The sequence below is a fragment of the Halorubrum persicum genome, assembly GCF_002727125.1.
In the GTDB taxonomy this organism is placed as follows: Archaea; Halobacteriota; Halobacteria; order Halobacteriales; family Haloferacaceae; genus Halorubrum; species Halorubrum persicum.
Genome location: NZ_NHOA01000033.1, coordinates 44,731 through 69,444, shown reverse-complemented (window position 1 = coordinate 69,444; position 24,714 = coordinate 44,731). Strand labels below are relative to the sequence as shown.

23 protein-coding genes are annotated in these 24,714 nt (G+C 69.8%); 16 read left to right on the top strand and 7 right to left on the bottom strand.

Features of this window, described 5'->3' with window-relative positions; translation table 11 throughout:
* Positions 1–79 precede the first annotated feature (79 nt).
* A complete protein-coding gene (locus DJ69_RS05370; RefSeq protein ID WP_099254655.1) occupies positions 80–742 on the top strand; it encodes a nucleotide exchange factor GrpE in 663 nt (220 codons plus the stop codon).
* Positions 743–762: 20 nt separating this feature from the next.
* Here the strand turns inward: DJ69_RS05370 and surE are convergent, their stop codons facing one another.
* Positions 763–1,572, bottom strand: coding sequence for a 5'/3'-nucleotidase SurE (gene surE, locus DJ69_RS05365; protein ID WP_099254654.1), 810 nt, complete (start codon positions 1,570–1,572; stop codon positions 763–765).
* A 121-nt stretch (positions 1,573–1,693) separates the two neighbouring features.
* Here surE and DJ69_RS05360 point away from each other — a divergent pair, with 121 nt between their 5' ends.
* Positions 1,694–2,038, top strand: coding sequence for a DUF5798 family protein (locus DJ69_RS05360; protein WP_099254653.1), 345 nt, complete (start codon positions 1,694–1,696; stop codon positions 2,036–2,038).
* Between the two features lie 16 nt (positions 2,039–2,054).
* On the opposite strand, the gene DJ69_RS05355 is transcribed toward DJ69_RS05360, so the two are convergent.
* On the bottom strand, positions 2,055–2,612 hold the full coding sequence (locus DJ69_RS05355; RefSeq protein WP_180271727.1) for an acyltransferase: 558 nt from the start codon (positions 2,610–2,612) through the stop codon (positions 2,055–2,057).
* Between the two features lie 91 nt (positions 2,613–2,703).
* Positions 2,704–3,987 carry a phosphoribosylamine--glycine ligase gene (gene purD, locus DJ69_RS05350; protein ID WP_099254652.1) on the bottom strand — a complete coding sequence of 428 codons (1,284 nt, stop codon included), beginning with the start codon at positions 3,985–3,987 and terminating at the stop codon, positions 2,704–2,706.
* A 130-nt stretch (positions 3,988–4,117) separates the two neighbouring features.
* On the opposite strand from purD, the gene DJ69_RS05345 reads away from it, so the two are divergent.
* Both DJ69_RS05345 and DJ69_RS05340 read left to right on the top strand, forming a co-directional pair.
* Complete coding sequence (locus tag DJ69_RS05345; protein WP_099254651.1) at positions 4,118–6,328, top strand: thioredoxin domain-containing protein; 2,211 nt, start codon at positions 4,118–4,120, stop codon at positions 6,326–6,328.
* 41 nt (positions 6,329–6,369) lie between these two features.
* A complete protein-coding gene (locus DJ69_RS05340; protein WP_099254650.1) occupies positions 6,370–7,479 on the top strand; it encodes a geranylgeranyl reductase family protein in 1,110 nt (369 codons plus the stop codon).
* A 23-nt stretch (positions 7,480–7,502) separates the two neighbouring features.
* Here DJ69_RS05340 and DJ69_RS05335 read toward each other — a convergent pair whose 3' ends face one another.
* Entirely contained in the window at positions 7,503–7,970 is a 468-nt protein-coding gene (locus DJ69_RS05335) for a TRAM domain-containing protein (RefSeq protein WP_099254649.1), read from the bottom strand.
* A 132-nt stretch (positions 7,971–8,102) separates the two neighbouring features.
* Here DJ69_RS05335 and DJ69_RS05330 point away from each other — a divergent pair, with 132 nt between their 5' ends.
* A complete protein-coding gene (locus tag DJ69_RS05330) occupies positions 8,103–9,341 on the top strand; it encodes a mandelate racemase/muconate lactonizing enzyme family protein (RefSeq protein ID WP_099254648.1) in 1,239 nt (412 codons plus the stop codon).
* Between the two features lie 82 nt (positions 9,342–9,423).
* On the opposite strand, the gene DJ69_RS05325 is transcribed toward DJ69_RS05330, so the two are convergent.
* On the bottom strand, positions 9,424–10,152 hold the full coding sequence (locus DJ69_RS05325) for a DUF7537 family lipoprotein (protein ID WP_099254647.1): 729 nt from the start codon (positions 10,150–10,152) through the stop codon (positions 9,424–9,426).
* Between the two features lie 193 nt (positions 10,153–10,345).
* On the opposite strand from DJ69_RS05325, the gene DJ69_RS05320 reads away from it, so the two are divergent.
* From DJ69_RS05320 to DJ69_RS05270, 11 genes are all read left to right on the top strand, one after another.
* Complete coding sequence (locus tag DJ69_RS05320) at positions 10,346–10,696, top strand: DUF2209 family protein (RefSeq protein WP_099254646.1); 351 nt, start codon at positions 10,346–10,348, stop codon at positions 10,694–10,696.
* A complete protein-coding gene (gene hflX, locus DJ69_RS05315; RefSeq protein ID WP_099254645.1) occupies positions 10,693–12,042 on the top strand; it encodes a GTPase HflX in 1,350 nt (449 codons plus the stop codon). The genes DJ69_RS05320 and hflX overlap by 4 nt, the downstream gene beginning before the upstream one ends.
* Before the next feature lie 81 nt (positions 12,043–12,123).
* Positions 12,124–14,085: an acetate--CoA ligase gene (acs, locus tag DJ69_RS05310; RefSeq protein WP_099254644.1), complete on the top strand. Its 1,962-nt coding sequence runs from the start codon at positions 12,124–12,126 to the stop codon at positions 14,083–14,085.
* A gap of 198 nt (positions 14,086–14,283) precedes the next feature.
* Positions 14,284–16,086, top strand: a complete 1,803-nt coding sequence (locus tag DJ69_RS05305; RefSeq protein ID WP_099254643.1) for a bacterio-opsin activator domain-containing protein — start codon at positions 14,284–14,286, stop codon at positions 16,084–16,086.
* A 99-nt stretch (positions 16,087–16,185) separates the two neighbouring features.
* Positions 16,186–18,180, top strand: coding sequence for an acetate--CoA ligase (acs, locus tag DJ69_RS05300; RefSeq protein WP_099254642.1), 1,995 nt, complete (start codon positions 16,186–16,188; stop codon positions 18,178–18,180).
* 112 nt (positions 18,181–18,292) lie between these two features.
* Complete coding sequence (locus DJ69_RS05295) at positions 18,293–18,862, top strand: DUF4212 domain-containing protein (protein ID WP_099254641.1); 570 nt, start codon at positions 18,293–18,295, stop codon at positions 18,860–18,862.
* On the top strand, positions 18,859–20,625 hold the full coding sequence (locus DJ69_RS05290; RefSeq protein WP_099254640.1) for a VC_2705 family sodium/solute symporter: 1,767 nt from the start codon (positions 18,859–18,861) through the stop codon (positions 20,623–20,625). Before DJ69_RS05295 ends, DJ69_RS05290 begins: the two co-directional genes overlap by 4 nt.
* On the top strand, positions 20,625–21,086 hold the full coding sequence (locus DJ69_RS05285; RefSeq protein WP_099254639.1) for a universal stress protein: 462 nt from the start codon (positions 20,625–20,627) through the stop codon (positions 21,084–21,086). The genes DJ69_RS05290 and DJ69_RS05285 overlap by 1 nt, the downstream gene beginning before the upstream one ends.
* A gap of 87 nt (positions 21,087–21,173) precedes the next feature.
* Positions 21,174–21,434 carry a hypothetical protein gene (locus tag DJ69_RS05280; protein WP_099254638.1) on the top strand — a complete coding sequence of 87 codons (261 nt, stop codon included), beginning with the start codon at positions 21,174–21,176 and terminating at the stop codon, positions 21,432–21,434.
* Positions 21,435–21,520: 86 nt separating this feature from the next.
* Complete coding sequence (locus DJ69_RS05275) at positions 21,521–21,715, top strand: cold-shock protein (protein ID WP_099254637.1); 195 nt, start codon at positions 21,521–21,523, stop codon at positions 21,713–21,715.
* 103 nt (positions 21,716–21,818) lie between these two features.
* A complete protein-coding gene (locus tag DJ69_RS05270) occupies positions 21,819–22,358 on the top strand; it encodes a hypothetical protein (RefSeq protein WP_099254636.1) in 540 nt (179 codons plus the stop codon).
* Between the two features lie 14 nt (positions 22,359–22,372).
* On the opposite strand, the gene DJ69_RS05265 is transcribed toward DJ69_RS05270, so the two are convergent.
* Positions 22,373–23,335 (bottom strand): oxidoreductase, encoded by a 963-nt coding sequence (locus DJ69_RS05265; protein WP_099254635.1) that lies wholly within the window; start codon positions 23,333–23,335, stop codon positions 22,373–22,375.
* 98 nt (positions 23,336–23,433) lie between these two features.
* Positions 23,434–24,474 (bottom strand): hypothetical protein, encoded by a 1,041-nt coding sequence (locus DJ69_RS05260; RefSeq protein WP_245851524.1) that lies wholly within the window; start codon positions 24,472–24,474, stop codon positions 23,434–23,436.
* Between the last annotated feature and the right edge of the window lie 240 nt (positions 24,475–24,714).

The following is a 24,714-nucleotide window of genomic DNA, read 5'->3' as shown; positions in this document are numbered from 1 at the left end:
CTCGGCGGTCGCGTCCGCGGCGCCGCCACGGTCGCTCCGTTCTGCAACGCTTATGCACGCCGACCGACTTCGATCGGGTATGAGCGACGACGACGCCGTCGACGTCGAGGTCGAGTCCCCCGACGACGCCGCGCGGACGAACGGCACCGCGGACGCGACCGCCGAGGGAACGAGCGGCGAGTCGGCCGACGCGAACGGCGGCGCCCGTGACGAGGCGCTGGCCGCCGCCGTCGCCGAGCACGACGAGGCGCTCGCGCGCGAGGTCGCGGCGCTGGAAGCGGAGCTCGACGAGACGCGCGCCGACCTCCTCGAAGCCGAGGAGGAAGTGGAGGAGCTGACGAGCAAGCTCGCTCGCGTGAAGGCCGACTTCAGCAACTACAAGCAGCGCGCCAAGCGCAAGCAGGACGAGATCCGCGAGCGCGCCTCGGAGGCCCTCGTCGAGCGCATCACGCCCGTCCGCAACGACCTCCTGCGCGCGCTCGATCAGGAGGAGGGGAGCGACCTCCGACCGGGCGTCGAATCGACGCTGGAGAAGTTCGACGAGGTGCTCGCCGACGAGGGCGTCGACCCCATCGATCCCGACCCCGGCGAAGCCGTCGACCCCGCTCGCCATCAGGTGATGTTGCGGGTCGAGAGCGACCAGCCGGAGGGGACCGTCCACGAGGTGTACGAGCCCGGCTACGAGATGGGCGACCGCGTGGTCAGCGAGGCGAAGGTCACCGTCAGCGCCGACGAGGAGTAGACTCGACCGAGGCGATCGGGTCACCGAGCGTTCTCGGTCGTCTGTCCGTAGGCCGCCACGAGTTCGTCGAGCCCCGCGTCCGGCTCGGCCGCGTGGGGGACCGACAGCGGCGAGACGGAGACCTCGCCGTCGACGACCGCCCGGCGGTCGGTGCCGACCGAGTCCGGGACATCGCCCTCGTTCATCCGCCCCCAGATCGGGTCCGAGAAGGTGACGCGACCGTTTCCGTCGTGCGCCGCCTCCATCCCGTACCACGGTGAGGGGGCGGTGACGCGCATCGGCGCCGGCGTCTCTCCTCCCCCGTCCGCGATCGGGGCGTTGACGTTGAGGTAGTCGGCGCGGTCGAACGCCCCCGTCGCGGTCGCCTCCGCGACGAGGTACCGCGTCGCGCGGGTCGCGTGCGAGAACTCCGCCGGCTCCAGGTCCCGCTTCCACCAGTCGTCACCGCCCGGGACGTACATGGAGGTCGCCACCGCGGGCACGTCGAAGAAGGCGGCCTCGACCGCGGCGGAGACGGTTCCGGACCGACCGAGGGTGTACGCGCCGAGGTTCGCCCCTTCGTTACAGCCCGCGACCACGACGTCGGCGTCCGGGACCAGCGTGTCGAGCCCCGCGACGACGCAGTCGACCGGGGTGCCGTCGACCGCGTAGCCGAGCTCGTGGTCCGCGATGTCGACGCCGTCCGAGAGGGCGCGACCGGCTGACGACCGGTCGCCGGTCGGCGCGACCGCGACCACGTCGTAGTCGGCCGCGAGCGCGTCGTAGAGCGCTCTGAGCCCGACGGCGTCGATCCCGTCGTCGTTCGTTAAGAGGACGCGTTCGACGCTCATACCGGTACCTCGGGGCGGTTCGGCCAAAAGTCCACCGTCGCGGTCCGGGGCTGGCGGACACGGCGACCGCGAGCCGGCGCCGAACGGAAAGGCCCACGTATCTCGGCGCCGATCGACCGGTATGGGATTCGGGGACACGGCGAAGAAGATCCAGACGCTCGCCGACAAGGCGGAGCGCACGTACCAGAAGATCAACGAGCTCCGCAACGAGGTCGAGGAGACGCAGACGACGGTGATCGACACCTCAGAACGGGTCCAGCAGCTCGAAAACGAGATGGCCGAACAGCGGGCCGTCCTCGACGCGGTCGCGCGCGAGGTCGGCGTCGACCTGGAGAGCGTGAGCACCGAGGCCCACATCACCGACGCCGAAGCGATCGCCGCGGCGAACGGCGGCGACGCCGAGGACGCTCCGGACGCCGAGGACGCCCCGGACGCCGACGAGTCGGCGGACGACGCCGGGGCGTAACTCCGAGACGGCCGGGTTACTCGCCGCCCGCTCCGCTCCCCTCGTTCGCCCGCGAAACGACCTCGGCCGGCACGCCGGCGACCGTCGTCCTCGGCGGCACGTCGTCGGCGACGAGCGAGTTGGCGGCGACGCGGGCGCCCTCGCCGATCGTGACGCCCGGGAGGACGACCGCGCCCGCGCCGATCATCGCGCCCTCTTCGACGGCAACGTCGCCGAGGCGATACTCGTCCTGGAGGAACTCGTGGCAGAGCAGCGTGGCGTCGTACCCGATGATGGCGTCGTCCCCGACCGCGATCCGCTCGGGCCAGAACACGTCGGGCGTCGACTCCAACCCCCACGAGACGCCGGCGCCGACGGTGACGCCGATCCGGCGCAACAGCCAGTTCTTCAGCCGGAGGCTCGGGCAGATCCGGGCGAGCACGATCACGACGTAGTTGCGGACGACCGCGAGCGGCGACTTCGCGTCGGGCCACGACCACAGGGAGTTCCGCGCGCCGCCGGTCGCGTGGCGCTCCAGTCGGTCGGTGCGGGCGGTGTCTGTGTCCACGGTGCCCGCGGTGTCCGCGTCCGCGATGCCGGTCTCCGCGGCGCCGAGACGGTCGTCCTCGTGAGTCACGGGAGTGCGTTCGCGCGGCTCCGGTAAAAGGGTCGCTGACGGGGCGGCGCTACTCGCGGAGAGCGGCCATATGCTCGATCCGACGCTCGACGAGGTCGGCCGTCCCGATGTCGTGGCGGATGCGGACCCGGTCGCCCGCCGCGGCGAGCGCGTCCTCGGCCTCCGCCTCCGCGGCCGCGATGGAGTCGCCGCGACCGACGACCGCGAACGACCGGGAGGTGGTGGTGTACAGCCCGTCGTCGCGCTCGTCGACGCTGGCGTAGTAGAGGAGCGCATCGCCCGCGCTCTCCTCGTCGACGGCGATCTTCGCGCCCGCGTCGGGGTCGGTCGGATAGCCGTCGGGCACGGCGTACTTACAGACCGTCGCCTCCCCGGAGAAGGCGAGGTCGGGGAGCGTCTCGCCGTCGCGCGCGGCCGTGAGCACGTCGAGGAAGGGCGTCTCCAACACCGGGAGCGTGTTCATCGCCTCCGGGTCGCCGAAGCGCGCGTTGAACTCGACGACCTTCGGACCCGCCTCCGTGAGCATGAACTGGCCGTAGAGGACGCCCTTGTAGTCGGGGAGCGCGTCGACGACCGCCTCCAGCACGTCGACGGCGGCGTCGTAGTCGCCCCCGCCCATGAACGGCAGCGAGAGATCGGTGTCGGTGTACGACCCCATTCCGCCGGTGTTCGGCCCCTCGTCGCCCTCGTAGGCGCGCTTGTGGTCCTGCACCGCGGGGGTCGTGCGGAGCTCGCCGTTGGCGACGAACGCCTGCACGGTGAACTCCTCGCCGACGAGCCGCTCCTCCAACACGACCCGGTCGTAGTCGGAGTCGCGGAGGTACGCCTTGGCCTCCTCGGCGGTCACCTGGTCGCCGATCACCTTCACGCCCTTGCCGCCGGTGAGCCCGACCGGCTTCACCGCGAGGTCGCCGTCGTAGGCGTCGACGTACTCGCAGGCGGCCTCGATGTCGTCGAACACCGCGTAGTCCGGACAGCCGGGGATGTCGGCCTCGTCCATGAACTCCCGCTGGTACGCCTTGTCCGTCTCCAGCCGCGCTTCCTCGGCCCGCGGGCCGAACGCGTACACGCCCGCCTCGTCGAGCGCGTCGGCGACGCCCGCGGCGAGGGCGGACTCCGGTCCGATCACCGCCAGATCCGCGCTGACCGCGGTGGCGTAGTCGGCGACCGCCTCGGCGTCGGTCTCGTCGATCATCTCGAACCCGTCGGCGAGCCGGCGGATCCCCGGATTTCGGTTGCTCGCGCAGGCGTACAGCGCGCAGTCGTCGGCGACGGCGCGGGCGATCGCGTGTTCTCGCCCGCCGCCCCCCACCAAGAGTACGGTCTCCGTCATGTGCGACCGATGACTGCACGGTAGTGTAAACTTTACCCTCTATCCACACGCTAATGTGCACATTCGTGCGTATCTCTGTCCGACGAGGCGCTTGTGACGGGTTTTTGCCGCGCCGGGCCGAATCGGACGTATGTCACAGCCGACCGAACGGAACCGCCTCGACGGGGAGGCGAGCCCGTACCTCCAGCAGCACGCCGACAACCCCGTTAACTGGCAGCCGTGGGGCGAGGAGGCGTTCGAGCGCGCCCGCGAGCACGACGTTCCCGTGTTCGTCTCGATCGGCTACTCCTCGTGTCACTGGTGTCACGTGATGGCCGAGGAGAGCTTCGAGGACGAGTCGGTCGCCGCGGTGCTCAACGAGGAGTTCGTCCCCGTGAAGGTCGACCGCGAGGAGCGCCCCGACGTGGACAGCACGTTCATGACCGTCTCGCAGCTCGTCACCGGCGGGGGCGGATGGCCGCTCTCCGCGTGGTGTACACCGGAGGGAGAGCCGTTCTACGTGGGGACCTACTTCCCGCCCGAGCCGCGCCGGAACCAGCCGGGGTTCCGCGACCTCTGCGAGCGCATCACGGACTCGTGGGCGGACCCGGAACAGCGCGAGGAGATGAAGCGGCGGGCCGACCAGTGGGCCACGAGCGCCCGCGACGAGCTGGAGTCAGTTCCGGAGCCGGCGGTCTCCGGAGGCGACGGCGACGCGGGCGCCCCGGGCGCCGACCTCCTCAACGAGGCCGCGGCCGCCGCGGTCCGCGGGTACGACGACGAGTACGGCGGGTTCGGGAGCGGCGGCGCGAAGTTCCCGATGCCCGGCCGGATCGACGTGCTCCTGCGGGCGTACGCGCAGACCGGGCGCGACGCCGCGCTCACGGCCGCGACGGGGACTCTCGACGGGATGGCCCGCGGCGGGATGTACGACCAGATCGGCGGGGGGTTCCACCGGTACGCGGTCGACCGGCAGTGGACGGTGCCGCACTTCGAGAAGATGCTGTACGACAACGCGGAGCTCCCGCTCGCGTACCTCGACGGCTACCGGCTCACGGGCGACGCCTCGTACGCCCGGGTCGCGAGCGAGACCCTCGGATTCCTCGACCGCGAACTCCGCCACGAGGACGGCGGCTTCTTCAGCACGCTCGACGCCCGAAGCCGGCCGCCCGAGAGCCGGCGCGGGGACGCGGGCACCGAGGGCGGCGACGGGGGCGATCACGACGACGTGGAGGGCGCCTTCTACGTCTGGACGCCCGGCGAGGTCGACGCGGTCCTCGACGAGCCGGCGGCCGCCCTCGCGAAAGACCGGTACGGAATCGAATCCGGCGGGAACTTCGAGCGCGGCACGACCGTCCCGACGCTCGCGATGTCGGTCTCTGCGCTCGCCGACGAACACGACCTGTCGCCGGAGGGGGTCCGAGAGGCCCTCACTGCGGCCCGCGTCGCGCTCTTCGAGGCGCGCGACTCGCGGCCTCGCCCCGCCCGCGACGAGAAGGTCCTGGCGGCGTGGAACGGGCGGGCGATCTCCGCGTTCGCCGCGGCCGGGCAGGTCCTCGGCGAGCCGTACGCCGAGATCGCGAGCGAGGCGCTCGCGTTCTGTCGGGATCGCCTGTACGACGAGGAGACCGGCGACCTCGCCCGGCGCTGGCTCGACGGCGACGTGCGGGGGCCGGGCTACCTCGACGACCACGCGTTCCTCGCGCGCGGCGCTCTCGATACCTACTCGGCCACCGGCGACCCCGAGGCGCTCGGGTTCGCGCTCGATCTGGCGGCGACGGTCGTCGACGACTTCTACGACGCCGACGACGGGACGATCTACTTCACGCGGGACCCGGACGCCGCCGCAGATGACGACGACACGCTCTTCGCCCGGCCGCAGGAGTTCACCGACCGATCGACCCCGTCGAGCCTCGGCGTGGCGGCGGAGACGCTCGCGGCGCTCGACGGCTTCCGGACCGACCGCGAGTTCGCCGACGTCGCGGAACGGGTCGTGACGACCCACGCGGACCGGATCCGCGCGAGCCCGCTGGAGCACGTCTCGCTGGTGCGCGCGGCCGACCGCGTCGCGTCCGGCGGCGTCGAGGTGACGGTCGCCGCCGACGCGGTGCCGGACGCGTGGCGCGAGGCGCTGGGGGAGCGCTACCTGCCGGGCGCCCTCGTCGCCCCCCGACCGCCGACCGAAGACGGTCTCGCGGCGTGGCTCGACCGGCTCGGCATGGACGACGCCCCGCCGATCTGGGCCGCTCGCGACGCGGTCGACGGCGAGCCGACCGCCTACGTCTGCGAGGGGCGGACGTGCTCGCCTCCGGAGACCGACCTCGACGCGGCGCTGGAGTGGCTGGCGGAGCGGCGCGAGTAAGCCGCGTCGTCGTTATAAGGCCGCGTCACCACGCTCCGTCCATGCACGATTTCGTCGTCGTCGGCGCGGGACCGCCGGGGTCGCGGTTCGCCCGGCGCGCCGCCGTGGCCGGCCGCGATGTCGTCGTCTTCGAGAAGGGGTCGGTCGGGACCCCGCTGGCCTGCTCCGGGCACGTCTCCGACGACGTGTGGGAGTACGTCCCCGACGACGCCCGCGACGAACTCCTCCAGAATCGGGTGTACGGCGCGCGGTTCCACGTCGGGGGACCGGAGTCGCGAGCGTACCCGTTCTACAAGCCGGAGCCCGTCTCGAACGTGATCGACCGCGTCGGGCTCGACCGCGCGCTCGCCGACTGCGCGCGCGACGCCGGCGCGGACGTGCGGGAGAACCACACGGTCGTCGGCGTCGAGGAGCGTTCAGACCGGGTCGTCGTCGAAGTCCGGACGCCAGCGGGCGACGTGGAGGAAGTCGAGGCGCGGATGGTCGCCGGCTGCGACGGCCCCACGTCGCGCGTGAGGCGGTCGCTCGATCTCCCCGAGCCGGACGAGCTCCTCCACGGGGTGCTCGCGTTCGACGACGCGCCCGACGACGGCGACCTCGTCGACGTCCACCTCACCGCGCCGACGTTCTTCGCGTGGCGGATCCCCCGCGGCGACGCGGGCGTCGAGTACGGGCTCGCCGCGCCGCCGAGCGACGACGTGTCCGCGATGTTCGACCGACTCACCGACGCGTACGACGTGACGACGGACCGCTTCTGCTCGGGGGCGATTCCGGTCGGCCCGCCGGACCGCGTGACGACCGACCGGGCGTTCCTCATCGGCGACGCCGCCGCGCAGACGAAGCCGTTCACCGGCGGCGGGATCTGCTACGGGATGACCGCGGCCGACGTGGCGGCCGAGGCGATCGACCCGGCGGACCCGGCGACGCTCGCCGCGTACGAGTCGGGGTGGCGCGACGCGATCGGCACCGAGATCCGGCTCGGCTCGGCGATCCGCCGGTGTTACTCCCTCCCCGAGCCGGTCCAGCGGGCCGGGTTGTGGGCGCTGTCGGGCGAGATCGGCGTGCACATGGACCGGCCGAGCTCCTTCTTCTCGCCGGCGCACCTCAAGAAGCTGTTCTCGCGGAGCGATCCCGCGGACGCGCCGCGGTAGCGCTCGCCGGCGAGCCGCGCTGCCTACTCCTGAACGACTTCCGCGAACGAGACGTTCTCCCGGACGCTCGTGATCTCGACGGTCGGCTCGTCGCCCGGCTCGGAGTCGGGGACGATGACGACGTAGCCCCGCTCGATCTTCGCGATCCCGTCGCCCTTGTCGCCGAGGGTCTCGATCGTCACCTCTCGCACGTCGCCCTCGGAGACCGGCGGGCCGGAGGCACCGGCGTCGTCCGCCGGTCGCGTCGTCGACGCCGGCGATCCCCCCGCACCGTCGCCGGAGACCGCTCGGTCCGCGGCGCCGTCGGTCGCGACGGTCGCCGCCGACCCGCCGTCGCCCTCGCGTTTGATGAGCGCGACCCGGTACGACTCGCCCGCCTCGACCGTGCCGTGGTCGATCTCGGTGGCGGGGATCGTGACGACGTGTTCGCCGCCGCGCTTTTCGACGGTTCCAGTAAAGAGACACTTCAGCGAATCGGTGAGTTCGACCATGCAGACCGTTGCGGGTACGTCAATGAAAAACTCCCTATTTAGGTAGCCGGCGGAGCGCGGCGTTCGCGACGGCCCCAGACCCGACCCCGGAAGAACATAAACGTTTACCCTGTTACGAATAAATCGGGTGCTATGAGCCGGAACTACGAGTCACTCCACGACCCGAACGCGGAGTACACGATGCGAGAGCTCTCCGCCGAGACGATGGGGGCGACGGGCTCGCGCGGCGGCGGGCGCGACGTCGAGATCACTGACGTGCAGACGACGATGGTCGACGGGAACTTCCCGTGGACGCTGGTCCGCGTGTACACCGACGCGGGCGTCGTCGGCACCGGCGAGGCGTACTGGGGCGCCGGCGTGCCGGAGCTCATCGAGCGCATGAAGCCGTTCGTGGTCGGCGAGAACCCGCTCGACATCGACCGGCTGTACGAGCACCTCATCCAGAAGATGTCGGGCGAGGGCTCCGTCGAGGGCGTCACCGTCACCGCGATCTCCGGGATCGAGGTGGCGCTGCACGACGTCGCCGGCAAGATCCTCGACGTGCCCGCCTACCAGCTGCTCGGGGGCAAGTACCGCGACAAGATGCGCGTGTACTGCGACTGCCACACCGAGGAGGAGGCCGACCCCGAGGCGTGCGCCGACGAGGCCGAGCGCGTCGTCGACGAGCTCGGCTACGACGCCCTGAAGTTCGACCTCGACGTGCCGAGCGGCTTCGAGAAGGACCGCGCGAACCGGCACCTCCGCCCCGGCGAGATCCGGCACAAGGCGGAGATCGTCGAGCAGGTCACCGAGCGCGTGAAGGATAAGGCCGACGTGGCCTTCGACTGCCACTGGACGTTCTCGGGCGGCTCCGCGAAGCGCCTCGCGGACGCCATCGAGGAGCACGACGTGTGGTGGCTCGAAGACCCCGTGCCGCCGGAGAACCTCGAGGTGCAGGAGGAGGTCACCAAGAGCACGACCACGCCCATCGCTGTCGGCGAGAACCGCTACCGCGTCACCGAACAGCGCCGCCTCATCGAGAACCAGGCGGTCGACATCGTCGCGCCCGACCTGCCGAAGGTCGGCGGGATGCGCGAGACCCGCAAGATCGCGGACGTGGCGAACCAGTACTACGTCCCGGTCGCGATGCACAACGTCGCCTCCCCGATCGCGACGATGGCGGCGGCTCACGTCGGCACCTCCATCCCGAACTCGCTCGCGATCGAGTACCACTCCTACGAGCTCGGCTGGTGGGAGGACCTCGTCGAGGAGGACGTCATCGAGGACGGCTACATCGAGGTGCCGGAGAAGCCGGGTATCGGCCTCACGCTCGACATGGACACCGTCGAGGAGCACATGGTCGAGGGCGAGACGTTGTTTGACGAGGCGTAAGCCTCGTCGTGCTCGACCGACGGAGTCGGTCGGTGTTCGATCCGGCGTAAGCCGGAGCGGACTCGCCTGACGCAGTCGAGCGCTACTCCACCGGCATCCACGCGGGCCGGGTCACCGTCGCGTTTCCGAACTCAGAAACGTCGTGTCTCGTCTGCCGGGTGAACCCGTCGTTACCCCTCGTGATATTGAATTCCGCGATGTATCCCCTCTCGGTGACGACGACGTGCCCGGTTGCGTTGTGGGCCGGGACTCGGAGCGGGTCCTTGATGCCGGTCACGTTGTACCGGACGGCCGTCGTCCCCTCGACGGTGACCGTCTCGGTCGCGTTCGCTTCGAGTTCCGAGAGGGATCGTTGCAGTCGCAACCGCTCGTGCGAGGCGACGCGGTCTTGTGTCCAATTCTCGTCGAGACGCCGGGTCAGCTCTCCCGTCGTTCGGTCGTACTCGAACACGCCCTCGGCGCTGTAGTAGGAGTGAACGTCGCTCCCGAACAGCGTATCGCTCCATCGCACTGAGGCGGTGCCGGACTCGGTGTCTACCGCTCTCACCGTCGTGCGATTGCTGTCCTCGTCGATAATGCTCAACCGACTTCTGCGGGAGGTGTTGTTCACCGTCTCCTCGTGCGTTTCCAGCGCGACAGGGAGGTCTGCGATCCCGTCCTGTGACCACCCCGACGGATACGAGAAGTTCTCCACCGTCGGTTCGGAAGCCGATTCCTGTCGGTCCGTGGCAGGTAACCCGGAACAGCCAGCCAAGAGGAGTACAAGAACCAGTGCTACCGCGGGGAGGGGACCTCGGATTCGGCGGACCATACCCACACTGACCGGCCTCCGGTGAAGATGTTTGTGTCCACTCTCGCCGGGGGAGCGGCGACGTCGACCACGGAAACGTTCAATTCGACAGGCGGTCTACGGGGACGTATGGACCCGATAGCCGCCGGAACGAATCCCCGTCCCGATCGAACCGAGGTGGCGGGCGCCCACCCCTGAGGTCGTCGGCGTCGACATCAGCGGTCGCCACGAGGAGGCGGGCGAGTACCTGATGGTCGCGGCCGCGGTCCACGCGCGTATCGACTCGGCGCGGATCCGGTCGGTCGAAGGGATGGGCTTCGCCGCCGTCCGCGAGGGGCCGACCCTCGAGGCGACCGTCGCGCTCACCGCCGAGGCGGTCGGGAACCTTCCGGAGCCGCCGGAGGGACCGATCGTCGCGGAGGGCGGCGAGTTCTACGAGGAGCCCGCGGATCGGGTGGGGCTGAGCTTCCAACCCGACTTTAAATACGTCGAGAGCATAGGGGAACGCGAAACAGTGCAGGCAGCACACCACGCCGCGTACGCCGCTCGCGACCTCCTGCTATGACCGGGGGCGTCGAGGGGAGGACCACCGACACCGAGCCGAGCGCCGCCGAGCGACGCGCCGTCGTCGCCAAACGCGTCGAGTCCGGATCGGCGGACCTGACCGAGATCACGCAGCTCGCGGCCGCCGCGGGCTACGACGTGGTCGGCGAGCTCACCCAGACCCGCACCGAGGACGCCGCGTTCATGTTCGGGAAGGGGAAGGTCGCCGAGCTCCGCGACCTGGTCCGCCGGACCGACGCGACCGCCGTCGTCATCGACAACGACGTGGGGCCCTACCAGACGTTCAACATCGGGGGCGAGCTCCCCGAGGGCGTCGAGGTGATCGACCGGTTCACGCTCATCCTCGAGATCTTCGGCCAGCGCGCCAACACCCGAAAGGCACAGCTCCAGGTCGAGCTGGCGGAGCTCCGCTACGAGCTCCCGCGCGCCGAGGCGAAGGCGAGCCTCGCGAAGCGCGACGAGCGCCCGGGGTTCATGGGGCTCGGCGAGTACGACGAGAGCGTCGAGCGCGACATCAAGCGGCAGATCTCGGAGATCCGCGACGAGCTGGAGTCGATCGCGGAGAAGGAGGAGTCCCGCCGCGAGCAGCGCCGCAACTCCGGCTTCGATCTGGTCGCGCTCGCGGGGTACACCAACGCCGGCAAGTCGACGCTGATGCGCCGGCTCGCGGCCGAGATCGACGTCGACGAGAACGCCGAGCGACACCCCGACCTCGACACGACCGCCGAGTCGCAGGACATGCTGTTCACGACGCTCGGCACCACCACCCGCCGGGCCGAGATGGAGAAGCGCGACGTACTCTTAACCGACACGGTCGGCTTCATCGCCGACCTCCCCCACTGGCTCGTGGAGTCGTTCGAGTCGACGCTCGACTCGGTGTACCGCGCGGACCTCGTGCTGCTCGTCGTCGACGCCAGCGAGTCCGTCGAGGAGATGCGCGAGAAGCTCGTCACGAGTCACGACACCCTCTACGAGCGCAACGAGGCCCCGATCGTCACCGTGTTCAACAAGGTCGACCGGCTGGCCCCGGGCGAGCTGGCGGACAAGCGCGCCGCGCTCTCGGGGGTCGCTCCCGACCCGGTGGCCGTCTCGGCGAAGACGGGCGCCGGCGTCGCGGAGCTCCGCGACCGCGTCGAGTCCGAACTCCCCGATTGGGAGCGCGAGCGCCTCGTCCTCCCCCTCTCCGACGACGCGATGAGCCTCGTCTCGTGGATCCACGACCACGGCCACGTCGAGGGGGAGGCGTACGCGGACGACCAGGTCACCCTCGACTTCGAGGCGAAACCCTCGATCGTCGCCCGCGCCCGGTCGAAGGCGGCCGGGCTGGCCCCCGCGGAGTCGACGTAATCCCACGGGCCGCTCCTCGGCTCCGCTCGCGTGCCGCGGTCGCGGACAAAGTATACATTCCTTCGATTGCGAGGTAGTATCATGGATTACGCCGGAGTCGACGGCCGGCGGATGGACGGGGTCGCCGCCGGCGACGACGAGGCTGTCGAGCCGCCCACCGCGTTCAGCGATCGGGCCGTCGCGAGCGATCCGGAGCTGTACGAGGCCTTCGCCGAGGAGGGGCCGTCGGCGTGGCACCGCGCCGCCGACCTGCTGGACTGGGATCGCCCCTACGAGACCGTCCTCGACGACAGCGACCCGCCGTTCTACGAGTGGTTCCCGGACGGGCGGCTCAACGCCGCGGCGAACTGCGTCGACCGCCACCTCGACGAGCGCCGGAACCAGCTCGCGATCCGCTGGTTCGGCAAGCGCGGGGAGCGCAGGTCGTACACCTACCTCGACCTCCACCGGGAGGTGAACGCGCTCGCGGCCGGACTCCGCGATCTGGGCGTCGAGGAGGACGACGTGGTCACGCTGTACCTCCCGATGATCCCCGAGCTCCCGATCGCGATGCTGGCCTGTGCCCGTATCGGTGCGCCCCACAACGTCGTGTTCGCCGGGCTCTCGGCGGAGGCGCTCGCGACCCGGATCGACGCCGCCGACTCGTCGTACCTCGTCACCTGCGACGGCTACTACCGCCGGGAGGACGCGTTCAACCAGAAGTCGAAGGCGGACAACGCCCGCCTCCGGGCCGACGCCGACCTGTCGGCGACGGTGGTCGTCGACCGGCTCGGCGACGCGCTCGACGTTCCCCTCGGCGACGACGAACACGAGTACGAGGCGATCGTTGACGCCCACGACGGGGTGACGGTCGAGCCGGTCGCGCGCGACGCCACCGACCTCCTCTTCGTGATGTACACCTCGGGGACCACGGGGCGACCGAAAGGCGTCGAGCACGCGACCGGCGGCTACCTCGCGCACGTCGCGTGGACGACCCGGAACGTGCTCGACGTGCGCCCCGACGACACCTACTGGTGCGCGGCCGACATCGGCTGGATCACGGGGCACTCCTACGGCGTGTACGGTCCCCTCTCCGTCGGGACCACGAGCGTCCTCTACGAGGGGTCGCCCGACTACCCCGACCGCGACCGCGTGTGGGACCTGATCGAGCGCAACGCCGTCAGCGTCTTCTACACCTCGCCGACCGCGATCCGGTCGTTCATGAAGTGGGGTGCGGAGTACCCCGACGGCCACGACCTGTCCTCGATCCGGCTGCTGGGGACCGTCGGCGAGTCGATCACGCCGAAGGCGTGGCGCTGGTACCGCGAGCACGTCGGCGGCGGGGAGGCGCCGATCGTCGACACGTGGTGGCAGACCGAGACGGGCGCCATCTCCCTCGCGACGCTGCCGGGGATCGCCCCGATGAAGCCCGGGAAGGTCGGGCCGCCGCTGCCGGGGATCGACGCGCGCGTCGTCGACGAGGACGGCGAGCCGGTCGATCCCGGCGATCCGGGGTACCTCACGATCGCCGCGCCCTGGCCCGGCATGCTCCGCGGGCTCCGCGAGGGCGACGAGCGGTACCGACGGGAGTACTGGCTGGACGGCGAGGACGGGTGGCGGTACCGCACCGGCGACGGCGCCACCGTCGACGAGGACGGCTACGTGACGATCCTCGGCCGGGTCGACGACGTGATCAACGTCCGCACCCGCCGGTTCAACACCGGGGAGCTGGAGTCGGCCATCGTCGAGGCCGAGGGCGTCACCGAGGCCGCGGTCGTCGGCGACGGCGACGGACAGATCGTCGCGTACGTGACGACTCGGGGCGACGTCGACCCGGACGAGTCGATCCGCGACGCGATCGGCGAGCGACTGGCGCAAGCGGTCGGCGACGTGGCGCGCCCCGACCGGGTCGTGTTTACGCCCGACCTGCCGAAGACGCGCTCCGGAAAGATCATGCGGCGCCTGCTGGAGGACATCGCGCGCGGCGACGAGTTCGGCGACGTGAGCGCGCTCCGCAATCCCGAGGTCGTCGGCGAGATCGAGTCGGCGGTTCGCGGGGAGTAACGGGCGGTGTGCTCCCGGTTCGCCGTTCGGTGCCGGTTTCGTTTCGGCTTTCTTCGAAAACGCGAAACGGTTTCGACGGCTCTCGCGGCGTGACACGGCCGGTAGATCGCTCCCAACCTCGGCGCGACCGCCAAAACCCGCAAATCGTCCGTTCTCAGCAAAAGATTTACTTCGTGTCTCTGTGTGAATACGAAACGTATGGTAGAGGGGTTGGACGCCGACGCGTACGACGCGCTCGTGACCGCGGCGGAGACGTACCGCGCCGCGCTGGTCGTCCGCCTCGGCGGCGAAGCCGGACTCCGGACCGGCGAGATCACCCGCGTCGCCCCGCGACACCTCCGAGAGACGGAGAGCGACGCGGACCTCGCTCTCCTCGCCGTCCCGGCTGACGACACGGGAACCGGGGCCGCGGGCGGCGAGGGCGAGGCGAAGCCTCCGTCGAGAGACCGGAGCGAGATCGACCGCGAGACGACGATTCCGGCGTCGCTGGCGGCTGAGCTGCGACGGTACGCGGAGAGCGCGGACCTCGACGAGTCGGAGCCGTTCGTCGACGTGTCCCCCCGGCGGGTCCAGATGATCGTGAGCGAGACCGCGGAGCGCGCCGCCGCGCGAACCGACGGGGCGGTCGATCCCGACGCGACACCCCGCGACCTCCGGCGGACCTTCGCGCGGCGGCTCCTCGTCGACCGCGGCGTGGACCCCCACGCGGTCCGCGAGGCCGGCGGTTGGGAGACGATGGCGACGCTCGACGGCTACCTCGGACCCCTCGACGGGGACGCGATCGCCTCGGCGATCGCCGGCCGTCGGGCCGACTCGTCGGACGGGCCCACCGCGGACGCAGCGCCGACCGCCCTCGAGGGGTTCGAGGCGCTCGCGAGCGGAGACGACCGGTCGACGCCCCTCACGGCGGTCCCCGGCGGCGTGGTCGCGTCCGACCGCTGGGCCGAGGCGTGGGTCATCCGCGGGATGGAGGACCGCGATCGCGTCGAGATCGCGGGCGTCGCCGGCGTCGACCGGGAGTCGCTGGTCGACCGCGGCGTCGGCGGCGACGGCCTGTGCCGAGACGCGGCCGAGGCGGGGGAGCCGGTCGCGACCGAGGGGGCGACCGCGACCGCCGGCCGGCCGGCAGTCGCGGTTCCCGTCCGCTACCGCGACGTGACTCACGGCACGCTGTGTGTCGTCGCCGACGAGGGATCGTCCGCCTCCGCCGTCTCACCCGTCTCGCCGGTCGAACGGCGCGAGATCGCGGCACTCGGTCGGTGTCTCGGCTGGGCCGTGACCGCGGGGCGGTGGCGAAACCTGCTCCACTCCGACGCGGTGACCGAGGTGGAGTTCCACACCGGCGACGACGGGGCGTTCCTCGCCCGAGCGAGCGCGGCGCTCGGCTGTCGGATCGAGCTGGCCTCGACGGTGGCGGTCGACGACGACGCCTCTCGCTTTTACCTCTCCGTCGAGGGGGCGCACCCCCAGGCGCTCGCCGACGTGGCCGCCGACGCGTCAGGCGTCTCGGACCTCCGCGTGATCGAGACGCGTGAGGACGGCTGCGACGTGTCCGCCCGCGTGGAGGGCGGCTCCGCGGTCCGGACGCTCACCGAGCACGGCGCGACCGTCCGCGACGCGACCGCCGAGGACGGACTGGTACGGGTCGTCGCGGACCTCCCGGAGGGGGCCGACGTTCGGCCCGTCGCCGACGGGTTCCGGGCCGCGTTCGCCGACGCGCGGCTCGCCAGCAAGGAGTCGGTCCCGCGGTCGCCGCGGAGCGAGGACTCGCTGCGGGAGGGGGTCACGGACCGGTTCACGGACCGGCAGTGGGCCGCGCTGTCGGCCGCGTACCACGGCGGATACTTCGACTGGCCGCGGGGGAGCACAGCCGAGGAAGTGGCCGACGCCATGGGCGTCTCCTCGCCGACGTTCCACAATCACCTCCGAAAGGCGCAGCGCAGGCTGCTCGACGAGCTCTTCGAGGACGCCCGGCGCGCCCGGCACCCGACACAGGAGTGAAACGACCGAGATGCGCCGAATCACGCCCTGAATCCTTCACGATTTTTCGTATTTAGCGCCAGCGTTTATATGGTGAGATCGGTTGGGTATGCCCGTACCATGACAGAGGGAGACGGTCAACTGGAAGCGAGGTTGGAAGAGCAGGAGGTGTTCGAGCCGCCGGAGTCGTTCGTCGAGCAGGCGAACGTGTCCGATCCCGGCGTCTACGACGAGTTCGACGAGAACTGGCCGCAGTGCTGGGAGGCGGCCGCCGATCTGCTCGACTGGGAGACGGAGTACGACCAGGTGCTCGACGACAGCAACCCTCCCTTCTATGAGTGGTTCACGGGCGGCGAGCTGAACGCGTCGGCTAACTGCCTCGACCGACACCTCGAGGACCGCGGCGACGAGGCCGCGATCGAGTGGGTCGGCGAGCCCGTCGACGAGGAGGATCGGACCTACACCTACGAGGAGCTGCACCGCGAAGTGAACGAGTTCGCGGCCGCGCTCCGAGCGCAGGGCGTCGAAGAGGACGACGTGGTGACGATGTACATGCCGATGATTCCGGAGCTGCCGATCGCGATGCTGGCGTGCGCCCGCATCGGCGCGCCCCACAGCGTCGTCTTCGCCGGGTTCTCGGCGGACGCGCTCGCGACCCGCATGAACTCCGCGGACTCGGAGTATCTCGTCACCTGCGACGGCTACTACCGCCGCGGCGACCCCCTCGACCACCTGGACAAGGCCAACGAGGGGCTCGCGGGCGTCGAGCACGACACGACCACGGTCGTCGTCGACCGGCTCGGTCCGAACGGCGACGGCTTCGGTCACGACCTCGGCGACGACCAGCTCGACTACGACGACCTCGTCGCGGACCACGAGGGCGCCCAGGTCGAGCCGGTCATGCGCGACGCCGAGGACATGCTGTTCCTCATGTACACCTCGGGGACGACCGGGAAGCCGAAGGGAGTGAAACACACCACCGGCGGCTACCTCTCGTGGGTGTCGTGGACCTCGCGGTCGGTCCTCGACATCAAGCCGGATGACACGTACTTCTGTTCGGCCGACATCGGCTGGATCACGGGGCACTCGTACATCGTCTACGGGCCGCTCGCGCTCGGGACGACGACGGTGATGTACGAGGGGACGCCCGATCACCCCGAGCGCGACCGACTCTGGGAGATCGTCGAAGACCACGAGGCGACCCAGCTGTACACGGCGCCCACCGCGATCCGGGCGTTCATGAAGTGGGGCGCGGAGTTCCCGGACCGACACGACCTCTCCTCGCTCCGGCTGCTCGGCACGGTCGGCGAGCCGATCAACCCCCGCGCGTGGAAGTGGTACTACCAGCACATCGGGAACAAGGAGTGCCCGATCGTCGACACCTGGTGGCAGACCGAGACCGGCGGGATGATGGTAACGACGCTGCCCGGGGTGAAGGACATGAAGCCCGGGGCGGCCGGGCCGCCGATCCCGGGGCTCGACGTACAGATCCTCGACACGCTCGGCGACGAGGTCGATCCCGGAAAGGCCGGCTACCTCACGGTACAGAAGCCGTGGCCCGGCATGCTCCGGACGCTGTACAACAACGACGAGCGCTACATCGAGGAGTACTGGGCGGAGTACTCCGACACCGACAGCGACGACCCCGACGACTGGGTGTACTTCCCCGAGGACGGGGCGAAGATCGACGACGACGGCTACATCACCGTCCTCGGACGCGTCGACGACGTGCTCAACGTCTCGGGCCACCGGCTCGGGACCATGGAGATCGAGTCGGCGATCGTCGGCGTCGAAGGGGTCGCCGAGGCCGCCGTCGTCGGCGGCAACCACGACATCAAGGGTGAGGCCGTCTACACCTACGTGACCACCGAGGACGGGTACGAGGGCGACGACGAGCTCCGCAACGCGATCGTCGCGGGCGTCGAGGACGCCATCGGCCCGATCGCCCGGCCAGAGCAGGTCGTGTTCACGCCCGACCTGCCGAAGACGCGCTCCGGGAAGATCATGCGCCGCCTGCTCGAGAACATCGCCGACGGAAAGGAGCTGGGGAACACCAGCACCCTCCGGAACCCGGAGATCGTCGAGGAGATCCAGCGGAAGGCGGAGAACGACTGACCGCCACACCACCGTTTTCGAGACACTAGACGAGAGACGACGCGCTCGACACCGCGAATAAATATCACGATAAAATCGCATAAACACACCACGACAACACACACCACAACACATGACAGACAATAGCTCACGAAGCTCGGACGACGCGGTCACTGACGGTGGCCGCGCAGCCGACGACGCGGCGACCGATGGGGGCCGCGAAGCGAACGACGCGGTCACTGACGGTGGCCGCGCAGCCGACGACGCGGCGACCGATGGGGGCCGCGAAGCGAACGACGCGGCCACCGACGGCGGCGTCGCCACAGGCGCGGCACAGAAGCACAACGACACCGACTACCTCGGAGCGGAGGTGAACATCCTGAATCCGAGCACGCCGTACATGCGCGATCACCTCCGTATCGTCTGGACGGGATTCGCCATCTGGGTCATCGCAGTGTGGGGACCGGTGACCCTGACGCGGATCGCGCCCGATACGATGACGAACTCGATGCCGATCCTGCAGTTCCCGCTCCACTACTTCCTCGTCGCGTTCGGCGCCCCGACCAGCGCACTGATCCTCTCGTTCTGGTACTCCCGTAAGCGGGACGCGCTCGACGAGAAGTACGGTATCGAACACGGCGCCGCCACGGAGACCACGAGCGGTGCTGAGGTCGCCGCGGCCGACGGAGGGGCAGACGAATGATGGGAAGCTCACTCCTCCTGCAGAGCGACCTCCTTCCGGAGGCTCTCGACATCTCGTTCAAGCTGGCACCGTCGATCCTCGTGATCGCGATGCTGGGGCTGTTCCTCACTATCGGGTTCGTCTTCCGCGTCGCCGACACCGAGAACATGTGGGTCGCCGGTCGATCCATCGGGAACGTCGAGAACGGGATGGCGATCGGGGCGAACTGGATGTCGGCCGCCTCGTACCTCGGAATGGCGGCATCGATCGCGCTCGCGGGGTTCTACGGGCTGGTGTACGTCGTCGGCTGGACGACGGGATACTTCATCCTGCTTATCTTCCTCGCCGCGCAGCTGCGTCGGTTCGGGAAGTACACGGCGCCGGACTTCGTCGGCGACCGGTTCAACTCCGACACCGCGCGCGCCATCGCGGCGGTGACGACGTTCCTCATCGGCTTCGTCTACGCAATCGGGCAGGCGAAGGGGATGGCGCTCGTCGGCCTGTACATCTTCGGTGATTACGGGGGCCTCATCCCCGGCTTAGACGGGTACCAGGTGATGGTCGTCGCGATGATGGTCGTCACCGTCGGCTACCTGACGCTGTCCGGGATGCTGGGCGCCACGAAGAACCAGGCGGTCCAGTACGTGATCCTCATCCTCGCGTTCGTCGTCGGGCTGTTCGTCGTCGGCTACACCAACGGCTACTCCACGGTGCTGCCGCAGCTCGAGTACGGCGCGCTGATCAGCCAGCTCGGCAGCGAGTTCTCCGAACCATTCGCCTCGTCGAGCTACTACCTCTGGGTCGCCACGACGTTCTCGCTGATCGTCGGCACCTGCGGGCTGCCGCACGTGCTCGTCCGGTTCTACACGGTCGAAAGCGAACGGACGGCCCGCTGGTCGACGGTCTGGGGGCTGTTCTTCATCTGTATCCTGTACTGGAGTGCCCCCGCATTCGCGGCGTTCGGCACCGACCTCTACTCGCAGACGGTCAGCCCGACCTACGGCGATCCCGGAATGACGGGCGCGGCCAGCGAGGTCATCGTCGTGCTGGCGGCGCAGCTGTCGGGGCTGCCGGACTGGTTCGTCGGCATCGTCGCGGCGGGCGGTATCGCCGCGGCGATCGCGACGGTCGCCGGGCTGTTCATCGCCGGCTCCTCGGCGATCAGCCACGACATCTACACGAACATCATCAACGAGGACGCGACGCAGCGCCAGCAGATCCTCGTCGGCCGCCTCTCGATCGTCGCGCTGGGCGCGCTGACCACCCTGGCCGCGCTCAACCCCGCGTCCTCGATCGCCGCGCTCGTCGGGTACGCCTTCTCGCTCGCCGGCTCCGTGCTGTTCCCGATGTTCTTCCTCGGCATGTGGTGGGAGAACGCCAACCGGCAGGGAGCGCTCGCCGGCATGACGACCGGGCTGACCCTCTGGTCGATCCCGATGATCAACCAGATCGTCCCGACGTACATCGGGTCGCTCGAGGCGCCGCTGTCGGCGGGACTGGCGCAGTGGATGCCCGCCATCGGGTCGGCGCTCATCACGCTACCGATCGTGTTCCTGGTGACCATCGCCGTCTCGTTGGCGACCGACGAACCGTCCCTCGAAACGAAGCGGATCGTGCGGCAGTGTCACAGCCCCGAGCCGATGGGGCAACAAGAGACTGCCGAGGACGTCGTCGCCGCGGACGGCGGTGAGGACGTTGTGACCGACGGGGGCCGCGCAGCTGACGACGCGGCCACCGACGGGGGCCGCGCAGCTGACGACGAAACCGCGGAGGAGGAGCGATAATGTACGAGCGCATTCTTGTCCCCACGGACGGAAGCGACGTCGCAGAGGCCGCGGTCGACCACGCGCTCGACCTCGCGGAGAAGTACGACGCCGAGGTCCACGCGCTGTACGTGGTCGACATCGACTCCGTGAACTTCAGTCTCGGGACCGAACAGGTCGACCGGCTCAAACAGGGTCGGTTCGACGAGATGGGAGAGCTGAAAGAGCAGGCGGACGAGGCGACCGGCGTGGTCGCCGAGCGCGGCGCCGAGCGCGGCGTCGAGATCGTCGAACACATCTCGGGCGGTCGCCCGCACAAGGTGATCGCCGACTACGCCGAGGACAACGACATCGACCTGATCGTGATGGGGAGTCACGGCCGCGCCGGGGTCCGGAGGGCGCTCCTCGGGAGCGTCACCGAACGCACGCTGCGTTCGACACACGTCCCCGTCCTCGTCGTCGACTACCTCGACGAGGAGTGAATCACCGCCGGGCGCGCTCCGACACGGGGGCGCGCCGGCACTGACCCGTTCCGGAACACCAACGTATTTCGACGCGGACGTTCACCCATGACCGACACCGATCAGATCGACGACGCCGATGCGGACAAGAGCCTCGCCGACCGAGTCCGGTCCCACGTTCGGGGGAACGGCACCGGGATGGTACAGGATCTCGCGTTCGCCGTCGTCTGGGTGACGGTCGTGTCGCTGCTGTACGACTTCCTGTTTTCGGCCGCGCCGCAGTGGGTGTTGTACATGCTCATGCTCGCCGGGGTCCCGGCGTACTTCGGCTTCTTCATCTCTCTGGAGATGGCGAGAGCACAGCAGTGATCTGAGGCGGGCACTGAGCCGGGACGCACGCCGGGTGTCGGTGGCACACAACACTTATCAGTTAGTCTGGAGTTGGTCCAGACGCGATGGCGACAGGCAAGGTCGACTTCTTCAACGACACCGGCGGCTATGGATTCATCGAGACTGACGACGCTGACGACGACGTGTTCTTCCACATGGAAGACGTCGGCGGCCCAGACCTCGAGGAAGGACAGGAAGTAGAGTTCGAGATCGAGGAGTCCGAGAAGGGCCCCCGCGCGGCGAACCTCACCCGACTGTAACCGTCGTCGGTTCGACGCGGACAGCTCTCGAAACGCGTCTCGCGTATATGACACGCCGTAGCGGCGGCGCCGGGATTTTGGTCGGCGAGCGGCGAGATCGGATATGGACGCCTCCGACCTTGACGCGTTCGTCGCCGAGAACCTCGACCGGTACGCGGAGACGCAGGGCGTGCTCCCCGAGCGCCTCGCCGCGTTCGGCGAGCGCTACCGATCGCAGGGGTTCCTGACGCGCGAGCAGCTGTACGAGATCGCCTACGAGTCGTCCACGCGGAGCGCGTATCACGTCGAACGGAACCCCGAGGCTCGCTGTCGGGAGGTGACCCGCAACGCCCGCGCGGTCGACGGTGACTTCTCGGCGATCCGCCTTCTCACCGGGTTGTCGGGGTTTCAGGCCCCGACCGCGTCGTGCGTGCTGGCCGCGCTCGACGGCGACCGCCACGCGGTCGTCGACACCCGCGTGTGGGCCTCGCTGGAGCGACTCGGCTACCTCGACGGGCGGAAGGAGCGCTTCGACGCCGCGGACTACGTCGCGATGATCGAGCCGATCCGCGAGATCGCCGGGGAGACGGACGCCCGGCCCGTCGACGTGGGGTACGCGCTGTTCGCGCACGACGACCGCGTGCGGGAGGGGACGCTCCACTAGTTCGCTGCGGCCAGTTACAGTGGATACTCGACGCCGGTCGCCTCGGTCGAGTACTCCCAGAGCCGGCGCGCGTCCTCGCGGTCGTAGGAGGCGTCGTTGGAGCGGCCGAGCGTCGGCGCCCCGCGCATGTTCATGAGGCCGCCGGGCTCGACGTAGGCACCGCCGTCGACGTCGGCGGTGGCCGCGTACAGCATCGGGAGGGCGCCCGTCGCGGCGTCCTGTCCGAGCACCGCGTTCGCCAGCCGCATCCCGACCGTCATGAGCCGGCTGCCGCTCTCCGCGGCGGTGCGCAGCTGGAGGTTGGTGTCGGCGTACCCCGGGTGACAGGCGACGCTGCGGACGCCGGGGTCGGCGTCGCCCTCCCGGGTCGCGGCGTCGATCCGGCGCTGGAGCTCGTAGGCGAACAGGAGGTTCGCGAGCTTGCTCCGACCGTACGCCTTCCACTTGCCGTACGACTCCTCCCAGTTGAGGTCCGAGAAGTCCATCTCGCCGCTCTCGTGCGCGCCCGACGACTGCGTGACGACGCGCGCGTCGCCGCCGACACCCTCGGCGTCTGTTAACAGCGGGAACAGCCGTCCGGTGAGCGCGAAATGGCCGAGGTGGTTGACGCCGAACTGCGTCTCGAAGCCGTCATCGGTCTCGCTTCGGGGGATCGCCATCACGCCGGCGTTGTTACAGAGGACGTCGACCGCGTCGTACTCCGCTCGCAGGCCCTCGGCGAACTCCGCCACCGAGTCGAGCGAAGCGAGGTCGCACTCGCGCACGTCGAGGTCGCCGTCGACCTCGCCGCCGGCCTCGGCGCGGAGCTCGTCGGCCGCGGCCTCGGCGCGCTCGACGCTCCGGCACGCCATCACCACGGTGGCGCCCTTCGCGGCGAAGGCGCGCGTCCCCTCGTAGCCGAGCCCGCTGTTCGCGCCGGTGACGACCACCGTGTTCCCGTCCAGTCGCGGCATCGCTTCGGTGGTCCATCCTGACATGGTCGGACGGAGGGGCGTCACGGGGAGAAAGCTGTCGCCGGGGAGAGCTGAACGGGGGGCCCGAGGAGACGTTCGGGCGCCGGCGACAGCGGCGGCGATCAGACCGCGTCGAAGTCCTGCACGGCGACGACGATCGCGTCCCTGCTCGGGACATCGCGGACGCTGTAGCCGGTCGGGTGGTACTGGGGGCCGTCGTACGGGTACGTCTCCGGCTGTGGCACGTCGTACCGTTCGGTGCCGGAGTGGTTTCGGAAGAACTCGCGGGTGATCATCGGCTCGACGAACGCCAGCCGCGGATCGTCCCCGTCGCCGACGTCCACGAACCCCTGGATGAGCGTGTTCGAGAACGCCGACGGATCGCCCGGTTCGCCCGGTCCGTCCGGGAGTTCGGGCGCGTCGGCCGGCGCCGCGTGCTCCCCCATGTCGGTGATGTACCGTTCCCCTGCCGCGACCGGCGGCGAGCGCTGGTACCCCGACGGGATCTGCGATCGGTCCAGCGCGGTCTCGATCGCGGTCGGGCGCCCCTTTTCGTCCCGTTCGACGACCTCGTCGTACGGCGGGAGGGCCGGCCCCTCGATCGCGTCGATCGTCGCCGGCTCCAGCGTGTGGAAGTGAATGTCGAAGTGCGGCGTCAGCCACGCGCCCGCGCCGCCGGGGTGTCCCTCCGGGTTCCAGTTCAGCCCGAGGAACGTGAACGGGGTGTTCGACGCGTCGGGGAAGGGGACGAAGAACTCCAGCGACGCCTTCCTGTGAACGGTCAGCGCCTCGCCGGTCGGACCGTACTTATCCGGGTACTCGTCGGGCGCGCCGGCGAGCTCGTCGGCGTCCGGGAGTCCGTCCAGGGCCGACCGGTCGAACTCGACGCCGTGGTACTTCGGGACCCCCGACGGCGTTTCGGTGGTGAACGTCCGCACCGACCCCGCTCCGAGGTCGACCTCGTCGCCGTACGCCGTGATCCCGCTCGGCGGGAAGCCGCCGCTCCCCGCTCCGCCGCCGCCTCCCTTGCCTCGGCCGGGGACGGCGGCGGCCGTCCCGGAGGCGGCGAGAGCCGAAACCGTCACCGCCGCGGTCTCGAGGAACCGTCGCCGCGGTCGATCAGTCGCGCTGTTCGCTCTCGGGGTCGAATGGTCGTCATCCATGTGCGTTCCTCCTCGTCATCGAGGTTCCGGCGAGTGTTGCTTGTTAACGGTGCACGAGGGGCATTATATTCAACTCATATGAAAATATCCGATTCTTTTGGTTGCTGAACGTATGAAATCAGTTCGAGCCCGGTCCCCATCGCGGGGTGGCCGTCTCAACGAGTTGCATGATCGACTTCGAGACGGTCGCTCCACCGGGAATTCACTTTCGCCCCGCTGCCGGTGCGTTTTTACCTGCAT